Origin of the sequence: Luteibacter sp. (genome assembly GCF_035539195.1) — a bacterium.
Taxonomy (GTDB): domain Bacteria; phylum Pseudomonadota; class Gammaproteobacteria; order Xanthomonadales; family Rhodanobacteraceae; genus Luteibacter.
In genome coordinates this window covers 62,549-80,090 of the sequence record NZ_DATLIW010000005.1, presented here as the reverse complement: position 1 = coordinate 80,090, position 17,542 = coordinate 62,549, and the positions used below count along the sequence as shown (strand labels likewise).

Sequence of the window (17,542 nt, the reverse complement as noted above, 5' to 3'; positions counted from 1 at the left end):
CTCCGAATTCAGTTGACCGGGCGCGGTTTGCGAAGGAGAAAGACCAGGGGGCTCACCACCAGCATCGCGATCATCAGCAGCTTGAACTGGCCGATGATGGCGACGACGGCCGCCTGGCCGGTCACCCATTCGTTGACCACGGCGAGATGCGCTGCGGAATGATCGGCGACGAGCTGGGCGGAGGGCCCGTGCGCCCGCAGATGCTTCGCGAGGGCGAGATGCATGGCCTGCGTGTTGTTGTAGAAGAAGATCTGCACCACGGAAATGCCGATCGTGCTCCCGTACAGACGCGCGAGATTGAAGAACGCCGTACCTTGGGAACGCAGCGCCGGGCTCAGCGTGCTGAACGCGGCGCGCGTCAGCGCGGGCATGAGCACGCCCAGACCCGCCCCTTGCGTCGCCCCGGCAATGATCACGGGCCAGCGGTCCATCAGCGGCGAGTAGCCGAGCATCCGCCAGTTGCCAACCACCACCAGCGCCATCCCGGTAACGATGACGACACGGTTGTCGATCCACTTCGGGAGCCGCCAGGTAAGCAGGAGACCGGCGATCAACGCGGCACCGCGTGGGAGGGCGACATAGCCCGCGGTATCGGCCGGGTAGCCGAGCAGTTCCTCGAGCATCGGTGAGGTGAGCGCCAGCGTCGGCAGCAGGACAAAGCCGAACACGAAGTACATCGCCGACGAGACGGTGAAGTTGCGATCCTTGAACATGGCCCGGTTGAGGAAGTGCTCGTCCTTCGTCATCACGTGCACGGTGTACAGGTAGAAGCCGAGGATGGCGACGATCGCCTCGATGCGGATTTCCGTCGAGGCGAACCATTCCAGACGCTCGCCGCGATCGAGAAGCATCTGTAAACCCGCGATACCGAGAGAGAAGGTGGTGAATCCGAAGCCATCGAACGGCTGGCGGGTACCTGCCTTCTTTTCGCGAAGGAACAGGGCCATCGCAGCGAGGACCAGGATCGCCGCCGGCACGCTGGCCAGGAAGATGCTGTGCCAGCCTTCGTATTCGCTCAGGTAGCCGCCGATGGCCGGACCGCTCAGGATGCCGAGCAACGCGGTCACCGCCCAGACGATGCCGATGTGTCCGTGACGCAGCGCCGGTAGTTCGTCCAGCAGGATCGCCATCGACAAGGGCGCGAGCGTCGCGCTGGCGGCACCCTGGAGCATCCGTGCGGCGACGAACTGCAACGGCGTGGTCGCCATCGTGTCGAGGAACAAGGCGATGGTGAACAACGCCATCGATACCTGGAACACCGTCTTGCGGCCGAACCGTCCAGCCAGCCAGTGCGTCGTCGGCATGACGATCGCGCTCGCGGCGATATACGACGAGAAGATCCAACCCACCTCGTCGTCCGACATGGAGAGTCCGCCCTGGATATGCAGCAACGCCGCGTTGGGAATCGAGATGTTGACCGCCGAGAGAAAGGTCGCGACCAGTCCCGCACCGATGAGGACGCGATGTTCGCCCGGCGTGCTGTGAGGAGCGAGGGTGGCGTTCATGGCGCTTTCGCGTCGCTGCGCGTGTTCACCGTCGCGGTGACACTGACGCCGGAGTAGAGCGGCCACTTCGCATCCATGGCGTCCAGTTCCAGGCGAACCGGCAGGCGCTGAACCACCTTGACCCAGTTGCCGGTGGCGTTCTCCGGTGGCAGCACGGCGAACTCGGAGCCCGTCCCCGGACTCATGCTGACCACGTGTGCCTTGAAGCTATGCCCCGGATACGCGTCGACTTGCACCGTGGCGGGTTGTCCGGCACGCATGTGGGTGAGGCCGGTTTCGCGGAAGTTCGCTTCGACCCAGACATCGGAAGTCGACATCATCGAGAACACCGTCGTCCCACCGGTGACGAAGTCACCGACCTGGAGGTCGTCGACGCGGGTAACGATGCCGTCGTCGGGGGCGACGACGTCCGCGTAAGAGAGATCGAGGCGAGCACGATCCAGTTGCGCCTGCGCCTCGCGTACCGAGGGGTGCCTGGCGATGTCGATATCCGGATCGCCGTCCAGTCCAGCGACGGTGTTGGACACGGCCTGCTGCGCGGAGGCGATGTGCTGCCGAGCGAGCTTGACGTCGGTCTCCGCCCGTTCGAAGGAGGCCCGCGAAGCGAAATCGGAAGCGAGCAAGGCCTTCTTGCGGTCGTACTCCTTGCCGTCGAAGTCCGCCGAGTCCTTCGCCGTTTGCAGTTCCGCCAGCTGCTGTCGGTACGTCGCCTTCCGCGCTTCGATCTGGAGCCTGGCCGTGCCCAATCGGGCTTCGGCTTGCTCCGCGGCGATGCGATACGGCTGTGGGTCCACGCGGAACAGGAGCTGCCCCTTGCGCACCCGCTGGTTGTCCCGCACGGCGACCTCGATCACCTGGCCGGAAACCCGGGCATTGATCGAGTCCTTCGCCGAGCGGATGAAGGCATCGTCGGTCTCGATATCGCCGTAGCCGCCGAGATACCGGGCGCCGCCCACCCCGATCATGAGGAGGGGAAGGCCAGCCATCAGGGGCCAACGCAGCTTCTTGGCATTCATACGAGGCGACTACCGGTGAGGATTGACGGGGAATTGAATTTTGTACCGGTTCGTATAATATGTTTGGGCAAGCCCGACTTCAAGGGTTTTTATGCATGGCGGTACAAAAATGGACGAAACCGGAAAACGGCCTCGCGGCCGGCCTCGCGCCTATGAGCCCGAGGTAGCGCTGCGCCGCGCGGCGGATGCTTTCTGGAAGACCGGGTACTCCGGAACCTCCCTCGACGACCTTTCGGCGGCCACCGGCATGAACCGGCCCAGCCTCCGCGCGGCCTTTGGCGACAAGCACACGATTTACCTGCGCGCACTCGCCGACTACTGGGAGGTCAAGTTCGCCGTGATGCGCGTGGCGCTGGCGAGCCCCGGCACCCTGCCCGAGGTGCTGATGCGCGTTTACGACACGGCGTTGGATATTTATTTCTCCGGTGACGAGCATGTCCGCGGCTGCTTCGTCGTCGGCACGGCCGTTGCCGAAGCCGTGGGCGATCTGGAGATCCAGCAGATGATCACCATCGGCTTGCGACGACTCGACGCCGACTTCGAAGCTCGACTTCGCCAGGCACGCGACGCGGGTGAACTGAAGAAGGATGCCGACCCGGAGGCCCTCGCGATGCTGGTCTCCGCGACCATGCACACGATCGCCATCCGTGCGCGTGCGGGTGCGTCGCGCAAGGAACTCAGGACGCTCGCGGAGAAAGCGGTGAGTGTGATCGTCGGATGAGCGACGGTCTGCCGGACATCGTCGCCGGGCGGCTTTCCGTGCTGTTCTGCGGGATCAATCCCGGCATGGCGGCCGCGGCCGCCGGGCATCACTTCGAAGGTCGGGCGAATCGGTTCTGGCGCGTGCTTCACCTGGCCGGGTTCACGCCTGACGAACTGTCACCGCAGGAGGATCGTCGAATCCTCGACTATGGCTGTGGACTGACGACCATCGTCGGCCGGCCGACCGCGGCCGCCGGCGACTTGTCGAGGCAGGACTTCGTGGATGCGGCTTCCGGTTTCGAACGAAAGATCGCCGCCTATGCGCCGCGCTTCGTAGCCTTCCTCGGCAAGGCGGCGTACGCCGCACTCACGGGCGAACGGGATATCGCGTGGGGACGACAAGCGGTCGCCATGCACGATTCCACCGTCTGGGTGCTGCCCAATCCCAGCGGAAGGAATCGTTCCTTCACGCTCGAGCGCCTCGTCGGGGTCTATCGCCCGCTTCATGTGGGAGCCGCTTCAGCGGCGATGGCCGACCTTGTCGCTAGGACCTATCGCCGCTGAAGCGGCTCCCACACAACGAGACAGAACGGCGTCACCCCTCAACGGCGTCACCCGTCGATCAATGATCCAGCGGCACATCCTTCGTTTCCCGCACGAAGAACAATCCGATCACCACGGTCATGATCGCCACGCCCACCGGGTACCAGAGGCCGTAGTAGATGTCGCCCTTCCAGGCGACCAGCATGAAGCCGATGGTCGGCACGAAACCGCCGAACCAGCCGTTGCCGATGTGATACGGCAGGCTCATCGAGGTGTAGCGGATGCGTGTGGGGAACATCTCCACCAGCCATGCGGCGATCGGTCCGTAAACCATCGTCACGTAGAGCACGAGGATCGCCAATAGCACGATGAGCATCGGATAGTTGGACTGGGAAGGGTCCGCCTTCTCGGGGTAACCCGCCGTCTTGACCTGTGCCGTGACCTTCCCGGTGAAGTCCTTGCTCTTGGCCGTAAAGTCGGCTTTCTCGAGGCCTGCACCTTCGAAGGACTCGATCACCTCGTCGCCGATCTTCACCGTGGCCAACGTGCCGGCCGGCGCCGCCGCGTTGGTATACGGAATGCCCTTCTTCGCCAGCACGCTCTTGGCGACGTCGCACGAGCTGGTGAAGGTTTTCTTGCCGACCGGATCGAACTGGAACGAGCAGGCGTTCGGATCGGCGGTGACCACCACCGGTGCCGTGGCGGCAGCGGTTTCGATCGCCGGGTTACCGAAGTGCGTGAGCCCCTTGAAGATCGGGAACATGGTCAGCGCGGCGAGCAGGCAGCCGGCGAGCACGACGGGCTTGCGTCCCACCTTGTCCGACAACCAGCCGAAGAACACGAAGAACGGTGTGCCGATGAGCAGTGCCGCTGCGATCAGCAGGTTCGCCGTGGTGCCGTCGATCTTCAGGCTCTGGGTAAGGAAGTACAGCGAATAGAACTGGCCCGTATACCAGACCACGGCCTGTCCAGCGGTTGCACCAAGCAGGGCGAGAATCACCAGCCGCAGGTTCTTCCACTGGCCGAAGGCTTCCGTCAGCGGCGCCTTGGACTGTTTGCCCTCGGCCTTCATCTGCTGGAACACCGGCGACTCGTGCAGTTGCATGCGGATGTATACCGACACGCCCACCAGGATCGAGGAGAGCAGGAACGGAATGCGCCAGCCCCAGGCTTCGAAGCTCTCGGTACCCAGGCCCAGGCGCGTGCCGAGGATCACCAGCAGCGAAAGGAACAGGCCGAACGTCGCCGTGATCTGGATGAAGCTCGTATACAGGCCACGTTTGCCCGGAGGCGCATGCTCGGCGACATATGTCGCCGCACCGCCGTACTCGCCGCCGAGCGCCAGGCCCTGCAGCAGACGCAGGGCGATGAGCAACACCGGCGCGAGTACACCCATCGTCGAATAACCGGGTAGCACGCCGACCAGGAAGGTCGACGTACCCATGATGATGATGGTGATCAGGAACGTGTACTTGCGGCCGATCAGATCGCCCACGCGTCCGAACACGATGGCACCGAACGGACGCACGGCGAAACCGGCGGCGAAGGCAAGCAACGCGAAGATGAACTGGCTGGTCTCGTTCAGGCCGGTGAAGAACTGCTTGCCGATGATCGCGGCAAGCGATCCATAGAGGTAGAAGTCATACCACTCGAAAACCGTACCCAGGCTGGACGCGAGAATCACGCGTCGGTGGCTGGTTCCGATGGTGCCATCGGCACGAAGGCCGCTAGCGGTAGTTGCCATGGTGCTCTCCAATCAGAACCGGTACATGCCGTTGAGGGTGAGTTCGTTACCCGATGTCGTCTGCCGACCCAGGCCATTGGCCGTGGTCGAGTCGAGGTTGGAGTGGATCCACTCGACACTGAAGTCGAAGGGCCCGGTGGTGTACTGCAGGCTGCCGGCCACCTGGCGGTTCTTCAGCAGGCCCGGGGTGTTCGCCGCGCGCCAGCGCAGTACGTCGTCCGTATTCGGTTTGCTGGCGGAGGCGAAGGCGTACAGCGTCCAGTGCGGATCGAACTTGTAGCCCGCCTGGAGGTAACCGCCCTTGTCCTTGATATCGCCGAACTGCGAGAGATCGCCGAAGAGTTCGCCGATGGCCTTGCCCGAGTACAGCGCGCCCTTGAGGATGAACTGGCCAGGCGTCCACATGCCGCCGAGCTCGACGGCCGTACTGGTCAGGTTGGACTTGATCGGCGTCGGAGTGAGGCCGTCGACGCCTTTCAGGTCGAGCTTGCTGTAGTGACCGGCAAGGAAGGCCTGCCAGTTGCCGCCCTTCGCGGTCAGACGCGCTTCGACCTGCGGCTTGAAGCCGGCGCTGCCCGCGGTCTGGAAGTTCGTCGTACCCGTGGTGCCCGGACCGTTCCAGCTGCCCTGGAGCACGGCCATGTCGAAGCGCCACTTGGTGCCTTCGGATCCGTGGTTGAGATCCTGCATCCAGATCACGCCCGGATAGCGCCAGCCGATCACGCCGGTGCCATAGCCCAGCGGGAAGGCGATATGCGATAGCGACTGCGGGATGTAATCGAGCGGGAACATGAGATCCCACATCTGGCCGACACGGAAGGTGGTACCCGTGCTGGCGTTGGAGATGTCGAAGTAGGCCTGGCGCAGGCGCTGCTCGGGCTGCGAGCCCGCATACGCGCCGGTGCCGTTGAAGCCACCGAAGAAGTCCATTTCGATGCGACCGCTGCCCGACCAGTCTTCGTTGAATTTCGCGCCGGCGAAGTCGAGCCAGAAACGCGTGTTGCGCACGTCGACACCGCTGAGCCTGCCGTCGGCGCGCCCGGCCGCGCCCGGAGGCAGCGGGTATTCGGAGTTCTGGCCGTTGCCGTAGGTGTAGGCCTTGTTCTGGCTGAAGGCGCTGACGTCGATGAAGCCGTGCAACGCGAGCGAGACACCCGGCGCGGTGCCGGTGCTGAAGGCAGGCTTGGCCGGTACGCTGGCGACGACCTTCTCGACCTTGCTGACCTTTTCATCGGTCGCCTGCGCCTGCGTCTGCGCGGCCTGGGCCGTGGTCGTTGCCTGCGTGGTCTCGGTCTTCTGTTCCTGGATCATCGCCTTGAGCTCGGCGAGCTGCTGCTCGAGCGAGTTCACGCGGGCTTCGAGCTCCGCTTCGTGGCTGGTGGTCTTCCTGGACTTCGCTTTCGACTGGGCGTGGGCCAGATCCGGCAATGCGGCCATCGGCAGCATGAGGGCGCAGGCGACACTCAGGGCGATAGCCTTGCGGCCACCGTAACGGTTCGTCTTCATCATGGTCTCCCCAACCATTGGCGAGCCGAGCATGTGGCACGCCGGGCCGGGCATCCATTCGCCAAAGGTCGAACCTCGACCAAAGTCGTAGCAGGGTCACAGCCTTATGTTGCGCCGCGACGCTACACTTCGTGGCATAGCCACAAGCCCATCCGCAGGAAGAACGCATGTCCGATATCCACCCGGTCGATCCCGCCTTTGCCGCCAGGGCGCACATCCGCAAGGACGACTACCAGCGCATGTACGCCCGGTCCGTCGAGGACCCCGAGGGCTTCTGGAAGGACATGAGCGGCCGGCTCGACTGGGTCACGCCGCCGACGAAGATCAAGAACGTCTCCTACGACCCCAAGGATCTGCATATCCGCTGGTACGAGGACGGCACGCTCAACGTGGCCGCCAACTGCCTCGATCGCCACCTGGAGAAGCGCGGCGACAAGACGGCGATCATCTTCGAAGGCGACGATCCGAACGATTCGCGCAGCCTGACCTACCGCGAACTCCACGCGGAAGTGTGCAAGTTCGCCAACACCCTGAAGAACCTGGGCGTCGCCAAGGGCGACCGGGTCATCGTCTACCTGCCGATGATCCCCGAGGCCGCCGTGGCCATGCTCGCCTGCGCGCGCATCGGTGCCATCCATTCGGTGGTGTTCGGCGGCTTCTCGCCGGATTCGCTGGCCGGCCGCATCGCCGATTCCGGGGCCAAGCTGGTCGTCACCGCAGACGAAGGCTGCCGCGGCGGTAAGAAGATTCCGCTCAAGGCCAATGTGGACGAGTCGCTGACCCGGCCGCACACCAACTCCGTCGAGACCGTGATCGTGGTCCGTCGCACCGGCGGCGCGATCAACCTGCAATCGCCGCGCGATCGCTGGTATCACACCTTGATGGAAGGGCAGTCCAGCGACTGCCTGCCCGAGCCGATGAACGCGGAAGATCCGCTGTTCACCCTGTACACCTCCGGTTCGACCGGCTTGCCCAAGGGCGTGCTGCACACCAGCGGTGGCTACCTCGTCTACGCCAGCATGACCCACGAGCTGATCTTCGACCTGCGCGAGGACGATGTTTACTGGTGCACCGCGGATGTCGGCTGGATCACCGGTCATAGCTACGTCGTGTATGGTCCGCTCGCCAACGGCGCCACCGTGGTGATGTTCGACGGCGTGCCCAACTATCCGGATTTCAGCCGGTTCTGGCAGGTGGTCGACAAGCACGAGGTCACGCTGTTCTACACGGCGCCAACCGCCATCCGCGCCTTGATGCGAGAGGGCGAGGGGCCGGTGAAGAAGGCCTCGCGCAAGTCCTTGCGTCTGCTCGGCACGGTCGGCGAACCGATCAATCCCGAGGCCTGGAACTGGTACTACAACGTGGTCGGCGACGGACGCTGCCCGATCGTCGATACCTGGTGGCAGACCGAAACGGGCGGCATCCTCATCACCCCGCTGCCTGGCGCGACCGACCTGAAGCCGGGCTCGGCCACGCTGCCGTTCTTCGGCATCAAGCCGGCCATCGTCGATACGGACGGCAAGCCGCAGGAAGGCGCGTGCAGCGGCAACCTGGTCATCACCGATTCGTGGCCCGGCCAGATGCGCACGGTCTACGGGGATCACCAGCGTTTCGTCGACACCTACTTCAAGACCTACCCCGGCAACTATTTCACGGGTGACGGTGCACGCCGCGACGAGGACGGTTACTACTGGATCACCGGCCGCGTGGACGATGTCATCAACGTGTCGGGCCACCGCATCGGTACGGCGGAAGTCGAGAGCGCGCTGGTGGCCAACCACAAGGTGGCGGAGGCCGCGGTGGTCGGCTGCCACCACGACATCAAGGGTCAGGGCATCTACGCTTACGTAACCCTGGTCGCCGGCGAGAACGGCAGCGACGAGCTTCGCAAGGAGCTGATCGCCGGCGTACGCAAGGAGATCGGTCCGATCGCCGCCCCGGATTACCTGCAGTGGGCACCCGGACTGCCGAAGACACGTTCGGGCAAGATCATGCGCCGCATCCTGCGCAAGATCGCCGAGAACCAGCCCGACCAGTTGGGCGACATCTCGACGCTCGCCGATCCTTCGGTAGTGAAGAGTCTGGTGGAAGAACGACTGATCAAGTAGCTCCCCATGTCCGATGTCCTGATCGCCGATGACCATCCGCTGTTCCGCGATGCCCTGCAGCGCGCGGTCCTGGCTGCCTTGCCCGATGCGACGGTGCACACGGCGGACAGCGTGCCGGCGTTGTTCACGCTGATCGAGTCGCTGCCCGACGCCGATCTGCTGTTGATGGACCTGCACATGCCGGGCGCGCGTGGCTACTCCGCGCTCGCCCATATTCGTGGGCAGTATCCGGGATTGCCGACGATCGTCGTCTCCGGGCATGAGGAAGCGCAGGTCGCCAGGCGCGCGCTCGCGCATGGCGCGTCTGCCTACATACCGAAGTCGGCGGCGGTGGACGATATCGTCGAGGCCGTGCGCGCCGTGCTCGATGGCGACGTGTGGCTACCGCACAAACTGGTCGGCGGTAACGTGGAGCTAAGACCGGATGAGGCCGATGTTGCCGCACGCGTCGCATCACTCACGCCGCAGCAGTTCCGCGTGCTCAACATGATCGCCGAGGGCCTGCTCAACAAGCAGATCGCCTACGAGCTCACCGTGTCCGAGGCAACGGTGAAAGCACACATGACCGCGATCATGCGCAAGCTCGGCGTATCCAACCGCACCCAGGTCGCGCTCGCCGCAAGCCACCTCGACGTCGAGAGGGAAGCCTTTCCCACGAGCACGCCCGACGCCTGATCCGCGTTGCACGTGATTCATGATTCCGACCAAGCGATTGCCGATCGCTATGCCGCATGCGTACCCGTGCGCTTGGCCAGGGCCACCAGCAGCGCACGCAATGCCGCGGGTCTTACCGGCTTGTGCAACAACGGATAACCCAGGGCGCGCGCGCGCTGTTTCAGCTCCGTGCTCCCATCCGCCGTAACCATGGCCGCGGGCGGGATGCTGCCCAGTTTCTCCGCGAGGAAACTCAGCGCCTCGAGTCCATCGACATCGTCGGTCAGGTGATAGTCGGCAAGGATCAGGTCGACATGCGTGGTCGACAACGTATGCAATGCGCCGCCGACGTCCACCGCCACGCGGCAGTCGACACCCCAGCGGCCGAGCAACGCCTTCATGCCTTCGAGAATGGTTTCGTCGTTGTCGATGCAAAGCACGGTCAACGGCAGTTGTTCGCCGCCACCGGGCCGGGCCATTGCCGGCGCACGCTTGCGCGACACTGGTGCCGTCCGCGGAACGGAAATACTGAAGCAGCTTCCGCGGCCCACGCGCGATCGCAGTGCCAGGCGATGATGGAGAATGCCGGCGAGACGATCGCAGATGGAAAGACCCAGGCCGAGGCCTTTCTCGCCCCAGGGCGAAGGACGCTCCAGTCGCTGGAATTCACCGAAGACGCGTGCCTGCTGTTCGGTGGCGATACCCGGACCCGTGTCCCACACTTCGATGCGGATCTCATCCCCATGCCTGCGCGCACCGAGCAAGACGCCACCGGCACGCGTGTAACGCAAGGCATTGGAGAGAAAGTTGGCAACGATGCGACGAAGCAACTGCGCGTCCGAGCGAACCGACAGCGTCGTCGGCACGACGTGCAGCGAAAGCCCTCGTTGCTCGGCAACCACCGCGAATTGTTGCCGCAACGAATCGAACAGATCGGCGAGCGCGAACGGCGCGACCTCGGGCCGATAGCTACCTGCGTCCAGTCGCGATACGTCGAGCAGGGCATCGAGCAGGTCTTCCGCCGCGCGGAACGAGGCATCGATGCGCTCGGCGAGCTGCGCCGCCTCGGCATCGAGCCCCGGGTGTTGGCGCAAGGCCGACGTGAATAGCCGGGCGGCATTCAAGGGTTGCAGAAGATCGTGACTCGCAGCGGCGAGGAAGCGTGTCTTCGAAGCGTTCGCTGCCTCGGCTTCGCGACGCGCGATCGCCGTCGCGTTCAGGGCTTCGGAAAGTTCGGCGGTACGTACGTCGACGCGCTGCTCCAGTGTTTCGTTCGCGTCGATCAGTGCCTGCTCGACGGACTTGTAGGCGGTGACGTCGGTGAACGTCGTGACGAAGCCGCCACCCGGGAGCGCGCGGCCGCGCATTTCGATGACGGTGCCGTCGGGGCGAATGCGCTGGAACACATGTGGCGAGCCCGCGCGCATGTAACGAATGCGCTTGCCCACGTGCTCGTCCACCTCGCCGGGGCCGCATTCGCCATGTTCCGCATTCCAGCGGATGAGGTCGGCGACCGGCAGGCCGACATACACCATGCCTTCCGGGTAATCGAACAGTTCGACGTAGCGGCGGTTCCAGGCGACGAGTCGCATCTCGCCGTCGACCACGCTGATCCCTTGCGAGACGTTCTCCAACGTCGTCGAGAGCAACTCGCGATTGAAACGGAGTTCCTGCGACGCTTCGTCCATCAAGGCCATGGCTTCGGCGATGTCGAGCCCCGTGCCGGACAACGCGCCCATGAGGATGCGACGGGCACTTGCCGCGCCGACGGCGCTTGCCAGGAGGCGTTCGGTGAACTGGATGAGCGGACGGTCTGCCGAGTCCGCGGCGTTGAGCGCGACGCCGTGACGCTCGCCGTACTCGCTGAATGCTCGGGCGGTGACACGATCGCCGACGATGCGGCCGGCGATGGTACCGAGATCGCGCACGGTGACGCGGCCGCGCCAATCGCCGGCACCGGTGACGCTGCGTACGTAGGGGTCGACGAACAGTGCGGCATGCAGACGCTCGGCCACGCTCGGGCGGAATCGCAACGATATGAAGACGAGGCACGCGACATTGAACAGCAGCGACCAGAACGTACCGTGCGTTACCGGCTCCCATCCGCTTAGATGGAAGAGTTCGTTCGGCTTGAGCCAGCTCATGCCGAACGGGCCGTTGTCCACCCAGCCGCTACTCAGCCAACCGGCGCGTGTCATCGCTGGCAGCAGCAGGGTATAGGCCCAGACGCCGAAACCCGCGAGCAATCCCACGTAGACACCGACCCGGCTCGCCCCGCGCCAGTACAGCGCGGAGACGATCGCCGGTGCGAACTGCGCTACCGCCGCGAAGGAGAGTAGTCCGGTCGCGGCGAGATTCTCCGCGTTGGCGATGATGCGGTAGTAGACGTAGGCGAGTGCGGCAAGCGCCACGATCGAGATGCGCCGCACGAGCAGCACGATGCTCGACAGATCGCCACGGCGCTCGAGGTCGAGTCGACGTATGCGCAGCAACGCCGGCATGACCAGGTCGTTGCTGATCATCGTCGCCAGGGCGACGGCGGCGACGATGACCATGCCGGTCGCCGCGGAGAAGCCGCCGACGAAGGCGAGCAGGGCGATACCGCTGTCTCCCAGCGCGATCGGCAGGTTCAGCACCCACGCGTCGACATGCCCCTGGGTAACTCTGGGAATGCCCAGGCCAGCACTGACGATCGGCAGTACGGCAGCGGAGATGAGCAGCATGTACAACGGGAACAGCCAGCGCGCTTTGCGCAGGTCGCGCGGATCCTCGCACTCCACCACGCCGATCTGAAACTGGCGAGGAAGACAGAACATGGCGCAGAAGGCGAGCAGGGTCTGCGCGACGAAGCCGGGCGGCATGCTGCCTTTCTCCAGCTGCAACACCGGCGCATGCAGCGTCTGCGCGAGGCCGGGGCCGTGCAGGTATGCGTACACGCCGATCGCGACGAAGGCCAGCAGCTTGACCAGCGACTCCGCGGCTACCGCCAGCATCAGGCCATGATGGTGTTCGGTGGCGTCGATATTGCGGGTACCGAACAGGATGGCGAAGACGGCCAGCAGCGCCGCGCACCACAGCGCCGTGTCGCCGAACCACCACGCGGAATTGCCCGCGCCCAGGACGGCGAAAGACATCGCGACGGCTTTGAACTGCAGCGCGATGTACGGGATGATCGCCACCACGGCGATCACCGCGACCAGGGCGGCCAGGCCATGCGATTTACCGAAGCGCGCGGCGATGAAGTCGGCGATGGAGGTGATGTTGCGCTGGCGAGCCACGAGCACCAGGCGCTCGAGCAGACCGAAACCGAAGACGAACAGCAGCAGCGGGCCCAGATAGATCGGCAGGTAGGCGAGACCGGAGCGGGCCGCGGTACCGACCGCACCGTAGAACGTCCAGGAGGAGCAGTAGACGGCGAGGGCAAGGCTGTAGACCAGCGGTCGCAACCTGGGCTGGCGAGGGTAGAGCGGCCGACGGTCGCCAACGTAGGCAATGGCGAACAGCATGCCGACGTAAGCAAGCGCCACCAGCAGCAAAAGCCAGCCCGCAATCACGATAAGTGCTCCCCATTCGGCACAGTTCCGATTCTAGGGCCTCGCGCGGCGACTTGCAGGATTACCGTCGGCAAAGCAGCATGCGCGCATGAGTTCACTCGTTCCTGACCTTCCCACGCTGGCTGACGACGAGATCCACGTGTGGCAAATTCCGTGGACCGCCGGCGCCGGCGAGCAGCTCTTCGTGTCCCTGCTGGCGAACTACGCCGGGCCGGATGTACCCCCCGTGGCGCGTGGTGAACATGGCAAGCCGTATTTCCCGGCGCCGTTCGGTGGGCTGGGATTCAACTGGTCGCACAGCGGCGACAGGGCGTTGTTTGCGATCGGGCGGGGCGACGAGGGTTTCGAGCTGGGCGTGGACGTCGAGCGCGTACGTCCACGCCCGCGCGCGCTGGAGCTCGCACGACGTTTCTTTGCAGCCGATGAGGCAGCCATGCTCGCGTCGCTACCCGGCGACGCACAGCTGAATGCGTTTCTCCGTCTGTGGACCGCCAAGGAGGCCGTGTTGAAGGCCAATGGCGGCGGGCTTTCGTACGGCTTGCATCGCGTGGCATTCGAGATCGACGACAAGGCGGTCAAGGCCGTCGCTTTCGATGGTGAGATCGCGCCGTCATCGGCCTGGCGTATCGAGCCCCTGGACCTTGGCCTGGACTGCGTCGCGGCTGTCGCCTGGCGAGGTCGAGCACGGACGATCCGGGTCTTCACATATGCACTTTGAACCTTTTCTCAGTGGGGCGTGTCTGACGTTCTGTGAGTGCGCGTGTGTGGTGAGCCGTGCGCCAGACGGAGTTGGCGCGTTATGCTGGGACGACAGTCATTACGCACGTCGCGTTGGCGACGTGCGTTTTTTTATGGATAGACGATGACCCTACTGAGCGTAAACCTGAACAAGATCGCGGTGCTGCGCAATTCGCGCGGCGGCAGCGAACCGGATATCGCGACGGCGGCCAACACCTGCATCGACGCCGGTTGCGGCGGCCTCACCGTTCACCCGCGGCCGGACATGCGTCATGTCACCCCGGGCGATGTGCGCACGCTTGCGGGCTTGCTGCGCGGCCGTGTCGAATACAACATCGAAGGCAATCCCTTCGCCGGGCCGCGCGGTGCCTATCCGGGCCTGATCGAACTGGCTCGGGAAGTACGGCCGACTCAGGTCACGCTCGTACCGGACGGCGACGGCCAGATCACCTCCGATCACGGGTTCGACCTGACCAAGGACATCGAGATCCTGAAGCCCGTCGTCGCCGCGTTCCGCGAGCTCGGTTGCCGCGTCAGCGTCTTCGTCGACGCGGGTGGCGAAGGCTTCGCCGAGGCTGCCGCGATCGGCGTCCAGCGCATCGAGCTTTACACCGGCCCGTATGCCGAGGCTTTTGCCGAAGGCGATGCGCGCAAGGAACTCGCTTCGTTCGCGGACACCGCGCAGAGGGCACAGAAAGCGGGGCTCGCGGTGAACGCCGGACACGATCTGAGCCAGGCCAACCTGGGTACCTTCAAGTCGGCTATTCCAGGCCTGGCCGAGGTGTCGATCGGTCACGCACTGATCGGCGAGGCCCTCTACGAGGGGCTGTCCAAGACGGTGAAGAACTACCTCGAGATCCTTTCCTGAGCCGGCACCCCAGGAGCGAAACCCTGCCGTGTAGGAGCCGATTCATCGGCGATCCCGCGGCTGCAGCGTAGAACCCCGCGAGCACCCATTTGCCGATCAATCGGCTCCTGCAAGGAGCGCGGTGCCTACGTCGGGAGTCTCTTGAAACACAAAAAAAACCCCGCCGAAGCGGGGTTTTTCAGATCTTACCGGACGACTTCGATCAATTCGAGTTAACGAAACCGATCTTGGTCAGGCCCTGGCCCTTGGCGTCGGAAAGCACGCGTGCCACGACCTCGTACTGAGCCGCGTCATCCGCGTCGATCTGCAGTTCCGGCTGGTTCGACTGCTGGGCGATGACCGCGATCTGAGCCTTGAGGCCCAGTTCGTCAACCGGCGTATCGTTCCAATAGAGCGAGCCATCCTGGCGAATCTGCAAACGGACGGGATCCGGCGGATTCTCTGGGTTGACAACGTTCGGATTCGGCTGCGGAAGATCGATCTTGATCTTATGCGACAGCATCGGAGCCGTGATCATGAAGATGATGAGAAGCACCAGCATGACGTCGACGAGCGGCGTCACGTTGATGTCGGCCATCGGGCCACCAGAGTTGCCTGAGGAGAATGCCATGTTCGTTACTCCTTACCGGTCGACATAAAGCCGACGTGGACCATGCCGGCGTCTTTCGCATCGCCGAGGATCTTCTTGACCACTTTGTACTCAGTGGTGCGATCCGCACGGATCTGGAGCTCCGGCTGCGGCGACTTCGCCGCCGCAACCGCGAACTGTGCTTTCAGCTCAGCCTCGCTGACTTCGCCGTCATTGAGGAAGTACGTACCGTCCGGCTTGACCGCGAGATCCATCGGCTCGACCGGGGTGTCATCCTTAACGTTCGGATTAGCCTTCGGCAGATCGATCTGGACCTTATGGGACATCAGGGGAGCCGTGATCATGAAGATGATCAGCAGAACCAGCATCACGTCGACGAGCGGCGTGACGTTGATTTCCGACATCGGTCCGCCACTGTTGCCCCCGCTACTCATAGCCATGGGTCAATTCCTCACTTCTTGACGGAGACGACCGGACCCGAGCCTTCGACGCGGGCACCCGTGGCGAAGAAGTCGTGCAGGTCATGCGCGAATTCGTCGAACTGGGCGTAGGTCAGGCGGTTCGAGCGCATGAAGAAGTTGTACGCAAGCACGGCCGGGATAGCGGTGAACAGACCGAACGCGGTCATGATCAGAGCTTCACCGACGGGGCCAGCGACCTTATCCATCGACGCGGAACCGGAGGCGGCGATACCGATAAGTGCGTGGTAGATACCCCACACCGTACCGAGAAGACCGATGAACGGTGCCGACGAACCGACCGTAGCGAGCAGGGTCAGGCCGCCTTCCAGACGCAGGCTCTCGCGAGCAACAGCCTGGCGCAGGGCGCGATCGATGAATTCCGAACGCGACAGGGTCTCGGCGAGGCGACCACCGGCAGCTGCCTGGTGGTGAGCGACGGCCGAAGCGGCGTCGAGTGCGATCTTCGAGAACGGTTCGCCCTTCGGCTGCTCTTCGAGCACGCGAATGGCTTCCTGCGTCGACGCGGTGTTCCAGAAGCCCTGGATAACCTTGTCGGCGCGCGAACGCACCATGCTGTTACGGATGAAGTTGGCGACGATGAAGTACCACGAGAGCACGGACATCGCGACCAGCACCACGAACACAATCCAACCGAGGAAGTCGAAGTTGTGGATCAGGTGGTCGAAGCCCATCTGCTTGAGGGCATCGGCGTTGGAGTTTTGACCTGGATTAGCAGGCTGAGCGGAGGTGTCTTGCAACATAACGCTACCCTTGGGAAGTCAAGCGTGAACTTAATAGCTGTAAGTGAGGACTTACAGCTGGTTTAGGTTGAACGTAACGGGGACACGTGCATAGCCTTCGACGGCAGCACCGCCTCGCTTGCCCGGGTTGAATTTCCAATTCCTGGCGGCGTCTTCTGCTGCCTTGTCCAATTCGCGGAAACCGCTCGACTGGTCGACCTTGATGTCCTTCGGCGAACCGTCGACACCTACGAGGACCAGAAGTACCACCGTACCTTCATGCCGCTGACGAACCGCCTGCGGCGGATACTTTGGCGGGTTACGCTGACGGTACGACAGATTTTCGCTAGGCGCGATATCCGCAGGCGGTGCAGGCGGCGCGGGAGGCGCCGGCGGCGGAGCCGGAACGGGATTCGAAGACGCCTCGTCTACTGCCGGCGGCGGCGGAGCCGGCGGCGGCGGTGTCGGTGGCGGTTTCACCTGCTGAATGATTTTCGGCGGCGGTTGCTTTGGGGGCTCCGGCGGCGGCGGGGGGGGCGGCGGGGGCGGCGGCGGCGGTTCGATGAAATCGACTTGAACCACCTTCTCCTTCTGCTTTTCCTGCGACTTCGGCGGCGCCATGGGCGCGACCAGCAGCAGGAAGGCGAACGAGTGCAGGGCGATGGCTACTGCCAACGCGCTGGTGCGCCCCCAACTAAACGGCGCTTGGCCGGTTGATTCGTTACTTGAGGCCATCAGTCACTATCAAGAGCTAATCAAGCGGAAGTGAACCCGCACTGCTCTTCCGGCGTTCGGCGATTGACATACCGAAAAC

The 17,542-nt window shown here is 64.0% G+C and carries 15 protein-coding genes; 6 read left to right on the top strand and 9 right to left on the bottom strand.

The window, feature by feature from the left end; genetic code table 11:
* Positions 1-8 precede the first annotated feature (8 nt).
* The gene (locus VM621_RS01245; RefSeq protein ID WP_325467171.1) at positions 9-1,505 is read right to left on the bottom strand and encodes a DHA2 family efflux MFS transporter permease subunit; all 1,497 of its coding nucleotides are present in this window, start codon (positions 1,503-1,505) and stop codon (positions 9-11) included.
* The gene (locus tag VM621_RS01240; protein ID WP_325467170.1) at positions 1,502-2,521 is read right to left on the bottom strand and encodes an HlyD family secretion protein; all 1,020 of its coding nucleotides are present in this window, start codon (positions 2,519-2,521) and stop codon (positions 1,502-1,504) included. Before VM621_RS01240 ends, VM621_RS01245 begins: the two co-directional genes overlap by 4 nt.
* Positions 2,522-2,630: 109 nt before the next feature.
* Here VM621_RS01240 and VM621_RS01235 point away from each other — a divergent pair, with 109 nt between their 5' ends.
* Together VM621_RS01235 and mug are read left to right on the top strand one after the other, a co-directional pair.
* Positions 2,631-3,242, top strand: a complete 612-nt coding sequence (locus tag VM621_RS01235; RefSeq protein WP_325467169.1) for a TetR/AcrR family transcriptional regulator — start codon at positions 2,631-2,633, stop codon at positions 3,240-3,242.
* Entirely contained in the window at positions 3,239-3,787 is a 549-nt protein-coding gene (gene mug / locus VM621_RS01230; RefSeq protein WP_325467168.1) for a G/U mismatch-specific DNA glycosylase, read from the top strand. The genes VM621_RS01235 and mug overlap by 4 nt, the downstream gene beginning before the upstream one ends.
* A gap of 58 nt (positions 3,788-3,845) precedes the next feature.
* On the opposite strand, the gene VM621_RS01225 is transcribed toward mug, so the two are convergent.
* Together VM621_RS01225 and VM621_RS01220 are read right to left on the bottom strand one after the other, a co-directional pair.
* Complete coding sequence (locus tag VM621_RS01225; RefSeq protein ID WP_325467167.1) at positions 3,846-5,510, bottom strand: MFS transporter; 1,665 nt, start codon at positions 5,508-5,510, stop codon at positions 3,846-3,848.
* 12 nt (positions 5,511-5,522) lie between these two features.
* Positions 5,523-7,016: a bZIP transcription factor gene (locus VM621_RS01220; protein WP_325467166.1), complete on the bottom strand. Its 1,494-nt coding sequence runs from the start codon at positions 7,014-7,016 to the stop codon at positions 5,523-5,525.
* 167 nt (positions 7,017-7,183) lie between these two features.
* Between VM621_RS01220 and acs the strand changes: the two genes are divergently transcribed.
* Both acs and VM621_RS01210 read left to right on the top strand, forming a co-directional pair.
* The gene (gene acs / locus VM621_RS01215; RefSeq protein ID WP_325467165.1) at positions 7,184-9,124 is read left to right on the top strand and encodes an acetate--CoA ligase; all 1,941 of its coding nucleotides are present in this window, start codon (positions 7,184-7,186) and stop codon (positions 9,122-9,124) included.
* Between the two features lie 6 nt (positions 9,125-9,130).
* Positions 9,131-9,799 carry a response regulator transcription factor gene (locus tag VM621_RS01210; RefSeq protein ID WP_325467164.1) on the top strand — a complete coding sequence of 223 codons (669 nt, stop codon included), beginning with the start codon at positions 9,131-9,133 and terminating at the stop codon, positions 9,797-9,799.
* 47 nt (positions 9,800-9,846) lie between these two features.
* On the opposite strand, the gene VM621_RS01205 is transcribed toward VM621_RS01210, so the two are convergent.
* Positions 9,847-13,332, bottom strand: coding sequence for a PAS domain-containing hybrid sensor histidine kinase/response regulator (locus VM621_RS01205; protein ID WP_325467163.1), 3,486 nt, complete (start codon positions 13,330-13,332; stop codon positions 9,847-9,849).
* Positions 13,333-13,420: 88 nt separating this feature from the next.
* Here VM621_RS01205 and VM621_RS01200 point away from each other — a divergent pair, with 88 nt between their 5' ends.
* Both VM621_RS01200 and VM621_RS01195 read left to right on the top strand, forming a co-directional pair.
* On the top strand, positions 13,421-14,050 hold the full coding sequence (locus tag VM621_RS01200; protein ID WP_325467162.1) for a 4'-phosphopantetheinyl transferase family protein: 630 nt from the start codon (positions 13,421-13,423) through the stop codon (positions 14,048-14,050).
* Between the two features lie 144 nt (positions 14,051-14,194).
* A complete protein-coding gene (locus VM621_RS01195) occupies positions 14,195-14,938 on the top strand; it encodes a pyridoxine 5'-phosphate synthase (RefSeq protein WP_325467161.1) in 744 nt (247 codons plus the stop codon).
* 202 nt (positions 14,939-15,140) lie between these two features.
* Here the strand turns inward: VM621_RS01195 and VM621_RS01190 are convergent, their stop codons facing one another.
* The 4 genes from VM621_RS01190 to VM621_RS01175 are packed head-to-tail and all read right to left on the bottom strand — an operon-like array spanning position 15,141 to position 17,463.
* Positions 15,141-15,548 carry an ExbD/TolR family protein gene (locus VM621_RS01190; RefSeq protein ID WP_046969084.1) on the bottom strand — a complete coding sequence of 136 codons (408 nt, stop codon included), beginning with the start codon at positions 15,546-15,548 and terminating at the stop codon, positions 15,141-15,143.
* A gap of 5 nt (positions 15,549-15,553) precedes the next feature.
* Complete coding sequence (locus tag VM621_RS01185) at positions 15,554-15,967, bottom strand: ExbD/TolR family protein (RefSeq protein WP_072323402.1); 414 nt, start codon at positions 15,965-15,967, stop codon at positions 15,554-15,556.
* An 11-nt stretch (positions 15,968-15,978) separates the two neighbouring features.
* Entirely contained in the window at positions 15,979-16,749 is a 771-nt protein-coding gene (locus tag VM621_RS01180; protein ID WP_063571453.1) for a MotA/TolQ/ExbB proton channel family protein, read from the bottom strand.
* A 51-nt stretch (positions 16,750-16,800) separates the two neighbouring features.
* Positions 16,801-17,463: an energy transducer TonB gene (locus VM621_RS01175; protein WP_325467160.1), complete on the bottom strand. Its 663-nt coding sequence runs from the start codon at positions 17,461-17,463 to the stop codon at positions 16,801-16,803.
* Positions 17,464-17,542: the final 79 nt, after the last annotated feature.